This window comes from Streptomyces sp. NRRL WC-3742, from assembly GCF_000720635.1.
In the GTDB taxonomy this organism is placed as follows: Bacteria; Actinomycetota; Actinomycetes; order Streptomycetales; family Streptomycetaceae; genus Kitasatospora.
In genome coordinates this window covers 86,783-104,932 of sequence record NZ_JOCF01000006.1, presented here as the reverse complement: position 1 = coordinate 104,932, position 18,150 = coordinate 86,783, and the positions used below count along the sequence as shown (strand labels likewise).

Below are 18,150 nucleotides of genomic sequence, written 5' to 3'. Positions count from 1 at the left end.
CTTGTCGGACATGTCAGTTCGCTTTTCCTCCCGGTCACCGCGCCACGGTCGACGCAACGTTCGGGTGGGAACGATGCAACCCGCACAGCGCCCCGGTCAAACCGGAATCCCGTCCGCCGCCGTCACCTTGGAAGGACATGTCCGGAATGGTTCCAGCACGATCGGTCAAGTCTTGGCAAAGTTCGTCGGTGTGCGGATGAACTGCCTGTCCCGAGGATTCGATGCGCGCCTATCGTCGAGCCCCGACATCGTTAAGCGTGAATCTATCTGACGTACCGTCAGATGGCGATTCGTCATGTGGAGGTTCGGCGATGGCAATTCTGCATGCCCGGAACCGGGATTCCGGAGGCGGCGGAGGATCGGGCGGAGGGTCGGGCGGAGGATCCGGTGGACGGCGGAAACGGCCGCTGCTGTACACGCTCGCCCTCGCTCTGACCGTCTCGGGCCTGGCCGCACCGCAGGCCGCGGCCTGGACGTTCCCCGCACCGGAGGGGGAGGTGTGGACGCCCCCGAACACCCCGCTGGGCGCCCGGACCACGCCGGTGAAGGGCGCGGACGCCAAGCCCCCGGGCGGCAACCCCGCCCCCTCCCCCGCGAGTTGGACGCCGCAGGTGGCGCCCGCGGTGGTGACCGGGAAGGCGACGGTCGCCCTCGGACCGGACGGCGCCGAGGCGGAGGCCGCCCGCAGGGCGACCGGCGGCGCCTCGCCCGCCTCCGGCGGGACGACCGGAACGAAGGCCGGCGGCCTGGCCGTTCGGGTCGCGCCCGGAGCCGGGACGGCGCAGAGCGCCACCTCCGTCACCGTGCAGGTCCTCGGCCAGGACAAGGGCAGGGCGGCGGGCGTCGACAGCCCGCTGGTCGCGGTCAGCGACGCCGCGCCCGAGAGCGAGGGCCACGCGGCCCGCGTCACCCTGGACCTGAAGGCCCTGCGGGCCGGCGGCTGGGCCGACCGGGCGGCGCTGATCGCCCTGCCCGCCTGCGCGTTGACCACGCCCGACAAGCCCGAGTGCCGTACCCAGACGCCCGTCGAGGCGAAGGCCGACGGGCGCGGCGAGATCACCGCCGAGCTCACCCTCCCGGCGGCCCGTACGGGGGCGAAGGCCGGTGAGTCACTGGCGGCCGACGGCGGCGGCGCGCTGGTGCTCACCACGGCGGCCTCGCCCTCCGGCTCGCTGGGCGACTACACGGCCTCCTCCCTGTCCCCCTCCTCGGCCTGGTCGGCAGGCTCCAACACGGGGAGTTTCACCTACAGTTACCCGATCCAGGTGCCGCCCGCCCTCGGCGGCGCGGCTCCCACCGTCGCGCTGGGCTACAGCTCGGCGGAGGTGGACGGCAAGACCTCCGCCTCCAACGCGCAGCCGTCCTGGATAGGCGACGGCTGGTCCTACGACCCCGGGTTCATCGAGCGCTCCTACCGCAGCTGCGACAAGGCCGGGATCACCGGCTCGCCCGACCAGTGCTGGGGCAGCCAGAACGCCGTCCTGTCCTTCGGCGGCCACTCCGGCCCGCTCGTGCACGACGACGCCCCCAACGGCACCTGGCACCTGGCCGCCGACGACGGCACCAAGGTCGAGCAGCTGACCGGCGCCCCCAAGGGCGCGGGCGACGTGGACTACAACGGCCGCGAGTACTGGCGGATCACCACGCCCGACGGCGTCCAGTACTACTTCGGCGCCAACCACCTGCCCGGCGGCGACGGCAGCGACCCGGCCGCCAACTCCGTGCTGACGATGCCCGTGTACTCCCCCAACAGCGGCGACCCCTGCTACAGCGCCGCCCAGGGCAAGAACTCCTGGTGCCAGATGGCCTGGCGCTGGCAGCTGGACCACTCCGTCGACCCGCACGGCAACCTCACCACCTACACGTACGCGACCGAGGGCAACAAGTACCAGCGCGGACGCGTCCAGGGCGGCGGGGCGCTGACCGACTACCAGCGCGCCGCGTACCTCAAGGAGATCGCCTACGGCCAGCGCCTGGCCGACCAGGTGGCCGCCAAGGGCGCGGGCACCCCGGCGGCGAAGGTCGTGTTCACCACCGCCGAGCGCTGCATCGCCACCGACGCGATCAAGTGCACCGAGGACCAGCGCACCACCGCCAACGCGGACGCCTGGCCGGACACCCCGATCGACCAGATCTGCGCCGACGACACCTGCACCAACGTGGCGCCGACCTTCTTCACCACCAAGCGCCTCACCTCGATCAGCACCCAGGTCCAGACCGACGCCGGGCCCCGCACCGTCGACACGTACAACCTCGCGCAGCAGCTCGCCGACCCCGGCGACTCCACCAAGCACCTGCTGCAACTGGACTCCGTCCAGCGGGTGCCCAGCAACGGCCAGGCCGAGCTGAAGACCCTGCCGTCCGTCCGCTTCCAGTACACGATGCGCGCCAACCGCGTCGACGGCCTCGTGCCCGCCTCGCCGATGTTCATGCGCCCGCGCATCCAGGGCATCACCACCGAGACCGGCGAACGCATCGACGTCGCCTACAGCGACCCCGAGTGCTCCCGGGTCAACGGCCACATGCCGGCCTCCGAGGACGCCAACGCGATGGCCTGCCAGCCCGTCCACTGGTACCTGCCCAAGCAGAGCTCCAAGGACCCGGTCAGCGACTGGTTCGACAAGCCGCTCGTCAGGAGCGTCACCGAACAGGACCTCGTCAGCACCCCCGCCGTCGCCCGCACCACCGAGTACACCTACGGCGGCGGCGCGGCCTGGCACCGCAACGACGCCGAGTTCACCGACCCCAAGGTCCGCACCTGGGACCAGTTCCGCGGCTACCGGACGGTCGTGACCACCACCGGCAACGCCGCCCCCGGCGAGGCCCCCAAGACCCAGTCCCGCACCACCTACCTGCGCGGCATGGCCGGCGACTACCTCGCCGACGGCAGGACGCTGCGCACCGTCCCCGACGTGGCCAACCCGCTCGGCGGAACGACCCCCGACAGCGCCCAGCTCGCAGGCCGGGTCGTCGCCTCCGAGACCTTCGACCAGGCCGGCGGCACCGTCACCGCCATCTCCGGCGCCCTGTACGGCGGACAGACCAGCACCGCCTCGCACGCCCAGAGCGCCGGCGCGCCCAAGCTCTACTCCTGGCAGCCGGACTCCCAAACCACCGCCGTCGCCAAGTCCCTCCTGTCGGACGGCAGTTGGCGCACCACGACCACGGTGACGACCACCGAGCCGGCCAACGGCAACCGCGTCGTCAAGGTCGACGACCAGGGCGACGGCACCGCCGCCACCCCCGAGACCTGCACCACCCTCACCTACGCCGCCAGTGACAACCCCCAACTCCGCTCCCTCGCAGCCGAGAAGGCCACCTACCGGAGCTCCTGTTCCCAGCCCGGCAACCTGCTCTCCGCCACCCGCACGCTCTACGACGGCAAGCCCTTCAAGCAGGCCGGCGCCACCGGTGACCCGACCAGCTCCCAGGCCCTGGACAGCCTCGACGCCTCCGGCAACCCCGTCTACGCGCTCACCGGCAGCGGCACCTTCGACGCCTACGGCCGCGCCCTGACCACGGCCACCACCGACGGCTCCACCTACGGCCGCGACGGCGCACAGCTCGCCGCGCCCACCGTCACCCCCGCCGTCACCACCACCACGCTCAACCCCGCCTCCAGCCGTCTGCCCACCGAGGTCCGCACCACCAACCCGCTGGGCTGGACGACCGTCACCACCAGGGACCCGGCCCGCGGCACGCCGCTGACCAGCACCGACGTCAACGGCCGCGTCACCACCGCCCAGTACGACCAGCTCGGCCGCGTCACCGCCGCCTGGGCCCCCGACCGGCCCACCGGCGCCCTGCCGAGCAAGCGCTTCACCTACGGCCTCAACGGCGGCGGCGCACCTTCCACCGTCAGGACGGAGGCGCTCAACGACGACGCCTCCACCTACTCGGCGAGCATCCAGATCTACGACGGCCTCGGCCGCCCCCGCCAGACGCAGAGCACCAGCGACGCCAAGCCCACCGGGCGGCTGATCACCGACACCGCGTACGACACCCACGGCTGGGTGATCAAGACCTCTGCGCCGTACTACGAGGAGAAGTCCTTCCCCACCGAGGCGGTCTTCGTCCCGGCGGCGGACGGCCAGGTGCCCGCCCAGACGTGGAACACCTACGACGGCAACGGGCGCGTCCTGCGCGCCGAGCTCCGCTCCAACGGCAACCTCCAGTGGGCCACCACCTCCGCCTATCCGGGCGCCGACCGGGTGGACGTCACGCCGCCCGCCGGCGGCACGCCGGTCTCCACGGTCACGGACGCCCGCGGGCACACCGTCGCCCTGTGGCAGTACCGCACGCCCACACCGACCGGCAACCCGGCCGACGCGGACGTGACCACGTACGGCTACACGGCCGACGGCCAGGTCGGCACCCGCACCGACAGCAGCGGCAACGCCTGGAGCCGCACCTACGACCTGCGCGGCCGGCAGACCTCCCTGTCCGACCCGGACACGGGCGTCAGCCGGACCTTCTACGACGCCGACTCCCGCGTCGACCACACCGTGGACGCCAAGGGCACCACGCTCACCTACACCTACGACCAACTCGGCCGCAGGACGGGCCTGTTCAACGGCGGCGTCGCACTCACCAACCAGCTGGCCTCCTGGACCTACGACACCCTCGCCAAGGGCCTGACCACCTCCAGCACCCGCTACGTCGGCGGGGCGAACGGCGCGGCGTACACGACGGCCGTCACCGGCTACGACACCGCCTACCGCCCTCAGGGCAGCACCGTCAGCATCCCCTCCAACGAGGGCGCACTGGCGGGCAGTTACACGAGTGGCTACACCTACAGCCCGGTCCTCGGCGCCCTCACGGGGCTGGACATCCCGGCCGCCGGAGGGCTGCCCGCCGAGTCCGTCAGCTACGGCCGTACGGTCACGGGCCTGCTCACCTCCTCCGCCAGCCTGAAGAAGGCCGTCGTCGCGAAGGTCGAGTACGACGCACTGGCCCGCCCGATCCGCACCACGGCCGGACCGTACGGCACCCAGGTGGTGGCGACCCAGCAGTACGACTGGGCGACCGGGCGGGTGATCAACAGCTTCGTCGACCGGCAGAACGGCACCGTCTCCGCCGACCAGACCAGCTACACCTACGCCCCGTCGGGCCGGCTGACCTCCGTCACGGACGTCCAGGACGCGGCCGCCACCGACACCCAGTGCTTCACCTACGACCACCTCAGCCGTCTCACCGGCGCCTGGACGGACACCGGCGGCGCCCAGACCACCGCCGACTGGACGGACTCCTCCGGCGCCACCCACGGCACCGGCAGCTCCACCACCGTCCCCGGCGTGGGCGGTTGCACCAACGCCACCGGCCCAGCCGCCGTCAGCCCCGGCGGCCGTACGGTCGGTGGTCCGGCCCCGTACTGGAACACCTACACCTACGACGCCACCGGCAACCGCACCTCACTCGTCCAGCACGACATCACCGGCAACAGCCTGGGCGACACCACGACCACCCAGACCTTCGGAGCCGCCAAGAACCCCAACTCCCCCACCACCGCGCCCAACACCGGCGGCGGCACCGGCGGGCCCCACGCCCTGCTCACCTCCACCACGAAGAGCCCGGCCGGAACCAAGGCCGTCGGCTACCAGTACGACGCCAAGGGCAACACCGCCGCCATCACCGACACCGGCGGCACCACCACCCTGACCTGGAACGGCGAGGACAAGCTCGACACCCTCACCAGGACCGGCCAGGCCGGCGCCACCAGCTACCTCTACGACGCCGACGGCAACCAGCTCATCCGCCGCAACCCCGGCAAGACCACCCTCAACCTCCCCACCGACGAACTCACCACCGACACCGCCGGCAACACCAGCAACGTCCGCTCCCTCACCGCCCCCGGCGGCCTCACCTACACCCGCACCACCGCCCCCACCGGCGGCGGCACCGTCCTCATCCAGGCGGCCGACCCCCACGGCACCAACGGCGTCCAGATCGCCACCGACGCCGCCATGACCGTCACCCGCCGCCCCACCGACCCCTTCGGCGGCCCGCGCGGCACCCAACCCGCAGCCGACCAGTGGGCCGGCACCAAGGGCTTCGTCGGCGGCAGCAAGGACGACACCACCGGGCTCACCAATCTCGGCGCCCGCCAGTACGACCCGTCCACCGGCCGATTCATCAGCCCCGATCCGCTCTTCGTCGCCGCCGACCCCCAGCAGTGGAACGGCTACGCCTACAGCGACAACAACCCCGTCAACCTCAGCGACCCCACGGGCCTGCGCCCGGACGGCACCTGCGGCGGCACGGGTCCCTGCCGCACCCCGGACGGCCACAACGTCCAGGAGGCGTGGGGCCTCGACGGCGGCGAATGGAACGTGACCGTCTGGAAGGACCCGATGGTCTACCTGCCCGGGAACATCGCGTTCCCGAGCATCCCGGACTACCAGAAGGTCCTCAAGCAGACCGTCAAGAACCTCGACAACCTCTACCGGGACCACGTCCGCTTCGGAAAGCCCAGGGCGGAGGAAGAGGACCAGATCCAGTACAAGGCGGCCGCGCTCAACGCCTGCTGGGCGGTCGATTCCTGCTTCGACTCCCAGGTCTTCACGAAGCTCTGGAACGCGCGGCTCGACTACGAGATCGAGAACTTCGCTCCCTTCGGTCCCGGCGAGATGGTGGGCGGCCTGAACGGTGCCGTCAACGCCGCCAAGAGCGGCGCGTCCCAGGTCGGCAAGGGTGCCAAGGGCGCCAAGGGCAGCAGCGAAGGCTCCGTCGGCCCGAGCAGCCGCATCGCCGGCTGCAACAGCTTCCCGGTCCGGACGCCGGTCCTGATGGCCGACGGCTCCACCAAGCCGATCGGCGACCTCCAACCGGGCGACGTGGTCGCCGCCACCGACCCCCAGACCGGCGAGACCACCGGGAAACCGGTCGTCGACAAGATCGTCACCCCCGACGACTCCCGGTTCACCGACCTCACCCTGGCCCCGCGGCAGGGTGAGGACGGCAGGAACGGCGAGAACGGCGAGAACGGCGCCAGGAGCCTCACTTCCACGGCCCACCACCCCTACTGGGACGACAGCACCAAGCGCTGGACGGCGGCCGAGGACCTCAAGCCCGGCGACCGGCTCACCACCGCCGACCACGGCCTGCTGACCGTCCTCGCCACCCGCACCTACGACACCGAGCCCCAGCGGGCCGACAACCTCACCGTCGCCGACCTCCACACGTACTACGTGCTGGCGGGCGACGCCCCGGTGCTGGTCCACAACGCGGGCAAGTGCCCGCTCGACCTCGAGACCTGGCACGAGGGGACGCTGGGCACTCCCGAGGCAAGCTTCGAGTACCACTGGGACAAGCACGCCAAGTCCCTGAACATCTCTCCCGAGCAGTACCTGGCCGACGCGAACGACTGGGCGGCGGGGCTGTTGAAGCCGGGAGGCAAGAAGGGCCTGGACGCGTACAGGGAGGAGTTCGGCAAGGGCCAGTGGGGCGTGCAGTACAGGACCCCCGGCGGAGGAAAGGGCGGGATCATCGGCCCCGACGGGAGGGTCGTCTCGTTCTGGTACGACTAGGAGCACCAGGAACACCCACCCGATGAACGAAGGGGCCCGGAAGGTGAGTTGCGCCTTCCGGGCCCCACCGTTCCGTCGGGTGGGGTCAGTTGGCGAGGGTGAAGTCGCCGGCTACCGGGGCGGCGAGTTTGTCGACGCCGGTGAGGGCGGTGAGGGAGGTGACGGGGGTGGGGCTGTCGGTGGTGGTGCCGTTGGCGAGTTGGCCGGAGCCGTTGGCGCCCCAGGACTGGACGGTGTTGTTGCCGAGGAGGGCGACGGTGTGTTCGCGGCCGCCGGTGACGAGTTGGACTCCCGTGACGCCGGGGACGGGGACGGGGGTGATGCGGTAGTCGGTGGTGCCGTCGCCGATCTGGCCGGAGGTGTTCTGGCCCCACGCCTTGAGCTTGTTGTCGCTGTCGGTGACGGCGAGACTGTGGTTGCAGCCGGCGGCGAGCTGGGAGACGCCGCCGAGCCAGATGCCCTGGATGTCGACGGGGGTGTAGCGGTTGATGGTGCTGTTGTCGCCGAGCTGGCCGGTGGCGTTGTAGCCCCACGCCTTGACGGAGTTGCCGCTGGTGGGCTTGGAGGGGCCGCTGGGCGGGCCGATCAGGGCGAGGTTGTGGTTGCAGCCGGCCGCGATGCGGGTGACGCCGCTCAGGTTGGCGACCGGGGAGGGAACGTTGCGGCTGGCCGAAGTGCCGTCGCCGAGCTGGCCGTTGATGTTGTAGCCCCAGGCCCAGACGGTGCCGTCCTCGCGCAGGGCGATGCTGTGGTTGAGGCCGCCGGCGATGGCGATGACCTTGTTGAGGCCCTCGACGCGCACGGGCACGCTGCTGTCCATGTTGGTGCCGTTGCCGAGCTGGCCGTAGTTGTTCTTGCCCCAGGCGACGACGGTCTGGTCGGCGAGCAGGGCGAGGCTGTGGGCGCCGCCGCCGGCGATGTCGGTGGCGTTGGAGAGGTTGACGACCTGGCCGGGGGCGTTGTGGCCGAAGACCGAGCCGTCACCGAGCTGGCCGTTGGTGTTGGCGCCCCAGGACTGGACCGTACGGTCGGTGAGCAGGGCGAGCCCGTGGCCGTTGGTGGGGCTGCTGCCTCCGGCCGCGATCTTGACGACCTCGGCGCTGGTGAGGCCGAGGACGGTGGTGGCGGCGGGGCGGAAGTCCGCCCAGGTGCCGTCGCCGAGTTGGCCGGAGCGGTTGTTGCCCCAGGACTTGAGGCGCTTCTCCTGGGCGTGGGCGGTGCCGGCGGGCACGACGGCGAGGCCGAGGGCGGTGAGTGCGGCGACGGCGGTGGCGAGCAGCGGGCGGATTCTCATGTGGTGCCTTCCTGCTGGATGGGGAGGAGAGGTCAACGCGCCAGGCTGAAGCTGCCGTTGGAGGGGGCGGCGACGATGGCGACGCTGCCGGACTTGGCCAGCACCTGCACGGCGGTGAGGCGCTGGGTGGTGGTGCCGTCGCCCAACTGGCCCTTGTCGTTGAGGCCCCACGCCTGGACGGTGCCGTCGGAGAGCACGGCCAGGGTGTGGGCGGCCCCGGCGGCGACGCCGATCACGTTGGTGACGCCGGTGACGGGCACGCTGGTGTTGCGCTGGGTGGTGGTGCCGTCGCCGACCTGTCCCTTGTCGTTGAGGCCCCACCCGCGCAGGGTCTTGTCGGTGAGCAGCGCGAGGCTGTGGGAGGCGCCGGCGGAGAGCCCGGTGACGTTCTTGAGCTCCACCACGGGGACGGGGTAGGGCTTGTTGGCGGTGGTGTCGTCGCCCAGCTGGCCCTTGTCGTTGAGGCCCCAGGCCATCACGGTGCCGTCGGCGAGCAGCGCGAGGGCGTGGGAGGCGCCGGCGGTGATGCCCTTGACGGTGGTCAGCTCGGGGACGGGGGCGGCGGTGGTGCGGGTGGCCGGGGTCGGGGCGGGGACGGGGGCGCTGGCGAGGGCGGGCTTGGCGGTGATGCCGAGCTGGCCCTTGTCGTTGTTGCCCCAGGTCTTGACGGTGCCGTCCTTGAGCAGGGCCATGCTGAAGGTGTCGCCCGCGGCGATGGCCTTGACGTCGTCCAGTCCGGCGACGACCACGGGCAGGTTGGCGTTGGCGATGGTGCCGTCGCCGAGCTGGCCCTTGTCGTTGAGGCCCCACGCCTTGACGGTGCCGTCCTTGAGGAGGGCGAGGGCGTGGGAGCCTCCGGCGGCGATCGCCTCGACGCCGCCGAGCCCGGCGACCAGGCCGGGGACGGCCCATTCGTCGGTGGCGGCGGTGGAGCCGTTGCCGAGCTGGCCCTTGTCGTTCTTGCCCCAGGCTTCGACGGTGCCGTTGGCGAGCAGGGCGAGGCCGAAGCCGGAGCCGGTGGAGCCGCCGGTGCCTCCGGCGGCGACGGCGTTGAGTTCGGCGCCGGAGAGGCCGACCACCGAGGTGGGGGTGAGGCGCTGGGTCTTGGTGCCGTCGCCGAGCTGGCCGCTGGTGTTCAGGCCCCAGGAGCGCAGCCGCAGGTCGTAGGCGGAGGCGGCGGAGGTGGGCAGGGCGGCGCTGCCGATCAGGGCGAGGCCGAGGGCGGCGGCGGGGAGGGCGGTCACGGGCAGACGGCGGAACGTGCGGTGCAGCGGGAGCATCTGGTCCTCACGGTCATAGGACGGCCACAGGGCGCGGTCGCAGGGGTGACAGGGCGTGCCTCGTGGGCCCGGCCGGACGGCGCGCGGGCGCCGCCCGGCCACGGGCTGGAGTGATGAGCGGATCATCGGCATGTCTGCCCGTTTAAGAGAACGTCCGTGCGGATGCGGAGGAGTTTCCACACCTACGGACCAGCCCGATCGTTCGCCTTCGCCCTATCGGACCGTCCTCGGTTGCGGCGCGTAGCCGGCCCCCGAAGCATGACCCGGGGGCCCAATGATCGACAGGAAGCCCCCGCCCCCAATGACCAGAGCTCTATGCCGATTTGAGTGGGAGACACCGTGCTGCGGACGCATCGAGCCAGACTCCTGGCCGTCACCCTCGGTGGCGCCATCGCCCTGGCGACCCCCGTACCGGCGGGGGCGGAGGACACCGAGCCGGCCGTGGTGGTGAACGGCACCTTCTCCTCCCCCACCGTCCCCGACGGCCAGAGCTTCGCGAAGGGCGTCGACAACTGGGACAGCCCCGGCGCCCTGGCCTCCGCCGCCCGCGCCGAGCACCGCAACGGCTACCAGGCCGCCAGCCTCGGCTGGAACGGCAAGGGCATCGCCATCAGCACCAAGCTGCCCGGCATCCGCAGGGGCGCCACCGTCACCCTCACCTGGGACGACAACCCGGACAAGTGCGTGGGCACCAGCAACGCCAAACGGGCGTACAGCGTGACCGTGGCCGGCGACGCCAACACGCCCGGCGCGTTCACCAGCAACGCCCCCAACAGCAAGGCGAACTGGTTCTACGGCCGCAGCTACTCCTTCACCGCCGCCGAGGACGCCCCCAAGGTCACCTTCGCCTCCACCGACGCCGATAGTCCCGGCTGCGGCGCGCTGATCACCAACGTCGCCGCCAAGCAGACCGCCCCGCCGCTCGGCTCGCCGCAGAGCACCGGGTCCAGCGACCCGTGCAAGGACAAGCCCGACGACCCCGGGTGCAAGACCTCCGCGGACAACAAGGACAAGATCGACAAGTGCCCGCCCTCCAACCGCGACTGCCTGGCCGAGGTGGCCGGCACGGGCGAGAAGGAGCACGCCGGGATCGACAAGGAGACCCAGGCCGTGGAGAACTTCAACAAGGTGCCCCGCGACCAGGAGCCGAACGCGGCGGCGAACGACCTGTGCGCCCTGCCGAACGCGCTGACCGGCTCGGTCAAACCCGGTGACGCCGTCGTCCCGCCGAGCCAGTGGTGGTTCTGCTGATGCGCCGACTCGCTCCCGCCCTGCTGACCGCCGGGCTCGTCGCGCTCACCGCCGCCCCGCCCGCGCGGGCCGCCGACACCGTGGACGTCCCGGTGCTCAACGGCACCTTCGCGCAGCCCGTCGCCCCCGACAACGGCACAGCGGCCGGGCACACCGACTGGTCGCCGGAGAACAACGGCGTGGTCTTCGGCAAGGCCCTCGCCCAGCACCCGAGCGGCTACCAGGCCGCCTCGCTCAACTGGAACGGCGCCGCCCTCGTCCTGCGCGCCCGCCTCTGGGGGGTGAAGAACGGCTCCCACGTCACGCTCACCTGGGACGACAGCCCGGGCGTGGACCGCCGCTGCACGGCCGAACAGCTCAAGGACGGCCAGACGTACAACGTCGCGCTGATCGCCCCCGGCAACCCGCCCGACCCGCAGGTCACCACCAAGGGCAGCGACACCGTCGGCACCGCCAACTGGACCACCGGGCGCAGCTTCGAGTTCACCGCCCCGGAGGACAACCCGATGGTCTCCTTCGAGTCCGCCGAGAAGCGCGACTCGCTCTCCTGCGGCCCGCTGATCACCAACGTGGGCGCCAAGCAGACCCCGGCGCCGGTCGACCAGCGCATCCGCAAGGAGCAGATGCCCGGCCCCAAGGCGTACAAGGGAAACGAGCCGCTGGAGCCGGGCATCGCGGTGGACGACTGCGAGGGCAACGCGGGCAACTGCGTGTTCACGGTGGACAGGCAGTACTCGTACCCGTACTACGGCCAGACCCGGATCGTCGGCGAGGTGTACATCAACTGCACCCGCAACTCCGTCGTCGACGACCGCAAGGTGGAGGTCACCGAGCCGCCGTACGACAACCTGACGCAGTACTACGCGCTCAAGGGCACCCCGCTGGTGCCGAGCCGCTCCGACATCTCGGTGAGCCGGCCCAACCTGGCCGCGCAGGCGGCCGCCGGGTACAGCGCGGCGGGCGGCAACAGCGCGGCGGTGTCCACCAGCCAGCCGCTGACCTGGAGCCGGACCACCACCAAGGTGCTCAACCCGACCATCCAGCCCGGGGAGATGAGCTGGACCGAGGTGCAGCCGGCGCGCGAGCGGGTGGTGGGCAGCTTCACCAACTCCCGTAACAAGTACCGGCTGGACGCGACCTTCGACGTGCCGTCCACCGCGATGCCGGACCGCTACTACCAGCGCAGCGGGCCGCTCACCGAGACGGAGCTGAAGCGCTGCGGCTCCGCCCGTCCGACCGCCGACACGCCGGACAACGGCGCGGGGACGGACAAGCGGCTGCTCACCGCCGAGGCTCCGCCGGCGGGGGTTCAGGCGCGCACCGAGCTCCTCGACCCGTAACGAACGAGATCGGCCGCCCACCCCGGGGCGAAGGGGTGGGCGGCCGATCCGCGTCGTCAGCCGAGAGCCTCCCAGGCGCCGCCGACCAGCCGGTAGCGGGCTGTCGGGACGGCGTCGGGGGTACGCGACGGCACCTCGACCAGTCCGTCCGGCAGCGCGCGCCCCGGCGGGCGGATCGACAGGCAGTGGTCCTTGGCGCTGAAGGTCTGCGCCACGACGGTGCTGACGTTCACGCTGGACGGGCTGTCCACGACGATGTTCTTGATCAGCTTGCCGATGGAGTCCACCCGCAGCTCCCCCACCGTGCGGTTCATCGCGTTGAGGACGCCGAACTGCAGCTCGTCGCCCGAGCGCACGGTGAACTTCACCTGCGTGGTCTCGCTGATGCTCCGCTTCCACTCGTGCGAGTAGGTGGCCTGGAAGGCGAGTTCGAAGGACGCCTTCGCGCTGAGCTTGAGCTGCCCGGCGCCGCTCACCGTGCCGCCGATGGTGAAGGTCCCGCCGTTGGTGATGTCCTGGTTGGGGCCCTTGTCGGTCGGCGCGGTGTGGTCGATGTGGGTGACCTCGGTCTTGTTGCTGACACCGGCGCTCGCCGAGGCGTCGGTGGTGTTGTCGATCACGCCCTCCAGCGCGGCCTTGCCGGAGATCTGGCCCGCGATGTTGTCCGTGGTGCTCGACTCGAGGACGACATTGCGTTCGATGTCGATCGGCTTGCCGGTGCAGTTGACCACCGCGTTGCCGACCGACAGCACGGCCGCCGCGTACTCGCGCGACACCTCCGGCAGGATGCGGTACGAACAGCCGTACTCCTCACCGCACTTGGAGGCGATCGTGGCGGCATCATCGGAGGCCGGGGCCGGGTCGGCGGATGCGGGCACAGCGCCCAGGACCACCGCGACCAGTGCCACTGGCAGGGAAACCCGCTTCATCGCTTCCTCCAACTGCCGTTTTCCGCGCGGACATAGACCGCGTCCGGCGCCCGACGCGCGCTCTCCGCCCGCTCCGGTGCCACCGCCGTCAGCCCGCCGCCGAGGGAGCGCCCCGGGGGGCGCAGGGACAGGCACTTGTCCGGGACGGAGTACGTCTGCGCCACCACCGAGCTGACGTTGACGCTCGACGGGCTGTCCACCGTCACGTTCTTGATCAGCTTTCCGGTGTCGTTCACCTTGAGCACGCCCGAGGTGCGGGACATCGCGTTCACCACCCCGAACTGGAGCTCGTCCCCGGGGCTGACGGTGAACTGCACCTTGGTGGACTCGGTGGTCACCGCCTGCCACTGCCGGGAGAAGGACGCCTGGAAGGCCAGCTCGAAGGTCGCCTTGGCCCCCAGGTGCAGGGCGTTGGAGCCCGCGACCGTGCCCGTGCCCTCGATCGTGTTCTTGCCCTGGTCCTCGGTGTACGGGCCCTTGTCCTTGTTGGGCCCGAAGTTGGTGATGCCGTTGACCATCCCGGCCGTGGCCGTGCCCGAGCCGGAGACGGTCACCGTGGTGTCCACCCCGCCCTCGATGGCGGCCTTGCCAGAGATCTGGCCGGCGATGTTGTCCGTGCTGCTGGTCACGAAGGTGACGGTGCGATCGATCACCATGTCCGAGTCGGTGCAGTTGATCGCCGCGTTGCCGACCGACAGCACCGCGCTCACGTACTCGCGCGGCGCGCCGTGCATCCGGAAGTCGCACGCCTTCACCCGTTCGCACAGGGAGGTGACCTCCTTCACCGACGCGAGCTTCTTCTCCCCGTCCAGCACCTCGGCCACCGGGAAGGGCGGCAGCTTGCCGGCCTCCGGAGCGGCGGCCGACGGGACGGACGGGACCATCACCGCCAGCGCTACCCCCGGGCCCAGGACGGCCGCCAGGGCGGCTCGCCGGGGGCGTGCGGAACTCACCACAAGCGCACTCCTCACTCTTCGGAAGCTGTCGCCAGGGGCCATCCCACCCACGCGCAGGACTGTTCGATTCCCCGGCCTCCCCCATCCTCCGCGAGGCCCGTATCGTGGGCGAACGGTCGGGCCGCGATCCTGCGCCATTCGATGCCCGCTCGATGCGCCGTCAGCCGCCCGGCCCACCGGGCTTGCGCCCGGGGCCGCTCGCTCGCCGCTACTCGCTCGCTGCTACTCGCTCGCCGCCACGGAGGCCGCCACCAGCAGGGCGATCACGATCAGGACCACGCCGATGCCGATGGCCGTCCAGCCGCCGCTGGTCAGGCTGTCCAGCTGTTCGGCGTACGTGGAGTTCTGGGGCTTGGGCATGCCGTCCCCCGGAGTGCCGGCGTCCCGGGCGTAGCAGATCTGGCCGGGCTCCATGGGTTTGCCGAAGCAGGTGGGGACGGCGGTGTGCAGCTTCTCGTAGCCCATCAGGACCAGGCCGACACCGGCGAGGAGGAGAACGATCACGATGAACACGGCCACGGCCTTTCCGTAGGTCACATGTCGGTTAACTCGACCGATTGGCATGGTCGTTGGGAGGAAGACTGGGGTCATGGCGACAGTCAGGTACGGCGTTCTCCTGTCCGGTGCGACGGTGGCGGTGCTGCTCACGGCGTGTACGAGCGGGGGCGGTACGGCGGCTTCGACGTCCGCGAGCCCGTCAGCGGTTCCGAAGGGGCCGCGCACGACCGCGACCTACACGCCGAAGCGGGACGCCACCGCAGCCGAACTCCAGGAGACCGCCGAGCAGTTGAGAAAGCGGGCCGCCGTGCTCGGCCTGACCGCCCCGCAGATCGAGGCTGCGGCCGGGAAGATCACGGTGACCGCCGTGAACGCCACCGGCGACGAGCTCGCGGCCCTGGCCACGCAGGGCGAACTCGCCTTCCGGCCCGTGCTCGCGGTCGCCCCGTCCGGCCCGCCCACCGGGGCCCCGGCGGGCACCGTCGTGGGGCCGACGGCCGAAGGCGTCGTGCCGCCCGGCCTGACGGCCGCCTACCTCGCGCTCGACTGCGCCGATCCGGCGCAGCGCACCGACCGTCAGACGTCGCCCACGGCGGAGGCCGTCGCCTGCTCCCGCACCACGGAGAGCGGCGGCCACTGGGAGAAGCTCGCGCTCGGCCCGGTCGCCGTGGACGGGAAGAACGTCAAGAAGGCGGAGACTGCCCTCGACCCGCAGAACAGCGGCGGTTGGCAGATCATGCTGACCTTCGACGACGCCGGGGCGAAGGCGTTCGCGGAGGTCACCGGGCGGCTCTCGGGCACGGACACGCCGACCAACCAGTTCGCGATCGTGGTGGACGGGCTGGTCGCCTCCCACCCGGCGGTGCGCTCGGCCATCACGGACGGCAGCGCGGTGATCTCCGGCACCTTCACCCAGGACGAGGCCAAGCGGCTCGCCGCCCAGCTCTCCGACCACCTGACCGTCGGCCTCACCCCTGCGGGCGCGACGACCAGCCCCGGCTGATCGCGAAAGTGCCGTGCCCGTCCCGGGGGCGCGGGACGGGCACGGAGCGTTGGGCCGGCGAGGGGTGCCGGAGAGGTCCGGGCCCGTCCCGCAGGGGGCGACGGGGCGGGCCCGGAGGCTTGGGACAACTCGGGCGGGCAGCTCAGGCGGACAGCTCGGGCAGGCGGCTCGGGCAGGCGGCTCAGGCCGTGACCGGAGCCGGGGCCGGAGCCGGCTGCTGGGCCGGGGCCGCCTCCGGGTGCCAGGTCCACAGGTGCGCCAGCGCGTCCAGGTCGAGGTCGTGGCCCTCGGACCAGATGGCCGCCGCAGCCGCGAGCACCGAGCGCCGGTCGTCCTCGCCGCCGCCACCGCGCGCCGGCAGCAGCGGCACGGCCGCGCTGGCGCCCAGGCGCACGGCCCGGTGGCGGCGGGCGAAGGCGGTGAGGGTCTGGCGCGGCCCCGCCTCCACCAGCAGCACGTCCTCGGTGGCGAGGAGCTGGTCCAGCGCGGGGGCGAAGTTGACGGTGTCGGTGATCTGCCGGGCCCAGTAGCGGGGGCTGAGGGCCTCGGTGGCCGTCATCAGGTCCCCGGTGTACCCGGAGTAGAACGGCAGCGCCGGTTCGGCGAACTGCACGCCCCGGTACGCGAGTTCGACGAGGTCGGAGGCCGGGGCCATCGCCGGGGAGTGGAACGGGCTGGTGGCCGGGACGGCGACGGCGATGTGCCCGTCGGCCCGCAGCCGCTCGGCGACCTCGGCCAGCACCTCGGTGGAGCCGGCCAGCATGGTCTGCTGCGCCGCGTTGACGGCGGCGATGGCCACGTCGCCCGTCAGGTACGGCCGCAGGACGCGCTCGGCGGCGCCGACGGCGAGCATCCCGCCGGGCGGGATCTTCACGGCCTGGACGACGCGTTCGCGCATCATCCCGACGGCGTCGGAGAGCGAGACCACCCCGGCGAGCGTGGCGGCGACCAGTTCCCCGGCGCTGTGCCCGAGCACGGCCGCGGGCCGTACGCCCCAGCCGAGGACCATCCGCCCGAGGGCGTAGTCGACGGCGAACAGCAGCGGCTGGGCACGGCGCACGTCGTCGATCCCGATCGTGGGCGCCCGCCCCTCGAGCGCGCCGAGCCAGTCGGCGCGGATCGCCGGGCCGACCTCCTCCAGCAGCTCGAACACGGCGTCGATCGCGGCGGTGAACACCGGCTCCCGCCCGTACAGTCCGGCGGCCATCGCGGTGTGCTGCGAGCCCTGCCCGGGGAACAGCAGCGCGACGGGCCTGGGGTGGCGGGTGGTGACGGTACGGGCCTTGGCGATGGCGGCGGGGGCCTCGTGCGCGGTGGTGACGGCGGTGGCGCGGACGGGGCCGAGGGCCCGGCCGTGCGGCGGGGCGGTGGGCAGGGCGGCGAAGCCCTCGGGGTCGAGGCGCTCGACGAGGGTGAGGAGTTCGCCGCGCACCCGGGTCTCGTCGCCGGTGTCGAGGCCGGACCAGATCACCAGCCGGGGCGTGTCGGGGTCGGGCCGGTGGCCGCCGTGGCGCAGCGGGCGCAGGACGGGCTGTTCGGCGGTGAAGTGGCCGCCGGGGGCGAACTCGAGGAGCCCGACGACGGTGTCCCCGTCGGCGAGGGCCTCGGCGGCGCGGCGCAGCACCTGGGCGGTGAGGGTGCCGGTGGCCGGGTCGTCGAGGGTGGCGAGGAGGGCGCGGTCGGTGCGCTTGGCCTGGAGGTCCTCGTGGGCGAGGCGGGTGGCCTCGCCGGGGGTGACGGCGGTGCGCACGGGCAGGTCGAGGAAGTGGTCGGGCACGTGGTGGGGCGGGGCGGGGAAGCCGCCGATGTAGAGGACGGTCCGGGCGGGCAGGCGGACGGGGAGTCCGCCGAGGGCGTCCAGGAGGGGTCCGGCCACGTCGGCGGAGGTGCGGGTGAGGGGGGCGCCGCCGGCCTCGACGGTCAGCCGGCGGGTCACGGCGGTACGTGCGGTGAGCGACATCCGTGCTCTCCTTGCGAGGCGAGGCGAGGCGGGGCGGGGCGAGACTCGGGCGACGGCGGAAACCAGGAACGCGGCCGCCCCGCCGTTCGGGCGGGGCGGCGGCCGGCGGCGGC

The 18,150-nt window shown here is 72.2% G+C and carries 10 protein-coding genes; 4 read left to right on the top strand and 6 right to left on the bottom strand.

Annotated elements, in window-relative coordinates:
* The first annotated feature begins 311 nt into the window (after positions 1–311).
* Positions 312–7,526, top strand: a complete 7,215-nt coding sequence (locus tag IH61_RS49480; RefSeq protein WP_158844669.1) for an RHS repeat-associated core domain-containing protein — start codon at positions 312–314, stop codon at positions 7,524–7,526.
* 85 nt (positions 7,527–7,611) lie between these two features.
* Here IH61_RS49480 and IH61_RS0105830 read toward each other — a convergent pair whose 3' ends face one another.
* Together IH61_RS0105830 and IH61_RS49475 are read right to left on the bottom strand one after the other, a co-directional pair.
* Positions 7,612–8,820 carry an RCC1 domain-containing protein gene (locus IH61_RS0105830; RefSeq protein WP_031065920.1) on the bottom strand — a complete coding sequence of 403 codons (1,209 nt, stop codon included), beginning with the start codon at positions 8,818–8,820 and terminating at the stop codon, positions 7,612–7,614.
* A 32-nt stretch (positions 8,821–8,852) separates the two neighbouring features.
* Complete coding sequence (locus IH61_RS49475; RefSeq protein ID WP_031065917.1) at positions 8,853–10,100, bottom strand: RCC1 domain-containing protein; 1,248 nt, start codon at positions 10,098–10,100, stop codon at positions 8,853–8,855.
* Positions 10,101–10,427: 327 nt separating this feature from the next.
* Here IH61_RS49475 and IH61_RS0105820 point away from each other — a divergent pair, with 327 nt between their 5' ends.
* A complete protein-coding gene (locus IH61_RS0105820) occupies positions 10,428–11,351 on the top strand; it encodes a hypothetical protein (RefSeq protein ID WP_031065915.1) in 924 nt (307 codons plus the stop codon).
* Positions 11,351–12,691 (top strand): hypothetical protein, encoded by a 1,341-nt coding sequence (locus IH61_RS0105815; protein ID WP_031065913.1) that lies wholly within the window; start codon positions 11,351–11,353, stop codon positions 12,689–12,691. The genes IH61_RS0105820 and IH61_RS0105815 overlap by 1 nt, the downstream gene beginning before the upstream one ends.
* Before the next feature lie 56 nt (positions 12,692–12,747).
* On the opposite strand, the gene IH61_RS0105810 is transcribed toward IH61_RS0105815, so the two are convergent.
* From IH61_RS0105810 to IH61_RS0105800, 3 genes are all read right to left on the bottom strand, one after another.
* Positions 12,748–13,620: a hypothetical protein gene (locus tag IH61_RS0105810; RefSeq protein ID WP_158844666.1), complete on the bottom strand. Its 873-nt coding sequence runs from the start codon at positions 13,618–13,620 to the stop codon at positions 12,748–12,750.
* Positions 13,617–14,573, bottom strand: coding sequence for a hypothetical protein (locus IH61_RS40410; protein ID WP_158844663.1), 957 nt, complete (start codon positions 14,571–14,573; stop codon positions 13,617–13,619). The genes IH61_RS0105810 and IH61_RS40410 overlap by 4 nt, the downstream gene beginning before the upstream one ends.
* Before the next feature lie 225 nt (positions 14,574–14,798).
* Positions 14,799–15,095, bottom strand: a complete 297-nt coding sequence (locus IH61_RS0105800; protein ID WP_158844659.1) for a hypothetical protein — start codon at positions 15,093–15,095, stop codon at positions 14,799–14,801.
* Positions 15,096–15,165: 70 nt separating this feature from the next.
* Here IH61_RS0105800 and IH61_RS40405 point away from each other — a divergent pair, with 70 nt between their 5' ends.
* Positions 15,166–16,077 (top strand): SecDF P1 head subdomain-containing protein, encoded by a 912-nt coding sequence (locus IH61_RS40405; protein WP_158844656.1) that lies wholly within the window; start codon positions 15,166–15,168, stop codon positions 16,075–16,077.
* A 181-nt stretch (positions 16,078–16,258) separates the two neighbouring features.
* On the opposite strand, the gene IH61_RS47630 is transcribed toward IH61_RS40405, so the two are convergent.
* A complete protein-coding gene (locus IH61_RS47630) occupies positions 16,259–18,037 on the bottom strand; it encodes an acyltransferase domain-containing protein (RefSeq protein ID WP_063763140.1) in 1,779 nt (592 codons plus the stop codon).
* Positions 18,038–18,150: the final 113 nt, after the last annotated feature.

What these genes read in the sequence shown, in the direction of transcription:
- IH61_RS49480 (WP_158844669.1), top strand. Translation starts at nt 312, where the DNA reads ATGGCAATTCTGCATGCCCGGAACCGGGATTCCGGAGGCGGCGGAGGA.
- IH61_RS0105830 (WP_031065920.1), bottom strand. Translation starts at nt 8,820, where the DNA reads ATGAGAATCCGCCCGCTGCTCGCCACCGCCGTCGCCGCACTCACCGCC.
- IH61_RS49475 (WP_031065917.1), bottom strand. Translation starts at nt 10,100, where the DNA reads ATGCTCCCGCTGCACCGCACGTTCCGCCGTCTGCCCGTGACCGCCCTC.
- IH61_RS0105815 (WP_031065913.1), top strand. Translation starts at nt 11,351, where the DNA reads ATGCGCCGACTCGCTCCCGCCCTGCTGACCGCCGGGCTCGTCGCGCTC.
- IH61_RS0105810 (WP_158844666.1), bottom strand. Translation starts at nt 13,620, where the DNA reads ATGAAGCGGGTTTCCCTGCCAGTGGCACTGGTCGCGGTGGTCCTGGGC.
- IH61_RS40405 (WP_158844656.1), top strand. Translation starts at nt 15,166, where the DNA reads ATGGCGACAGTCAGGTACGGCGTTCTCCTGTCCGGTGCGACGGTGGCG.
- IH61_RS47630 (WP_063763140.1), bottom strand. Translation starts at nt 18,037, where the DNA reads ATGTCGCTCACCGCACGTACCGCCGTGACCCGCCGGCTGACCGTCGAG.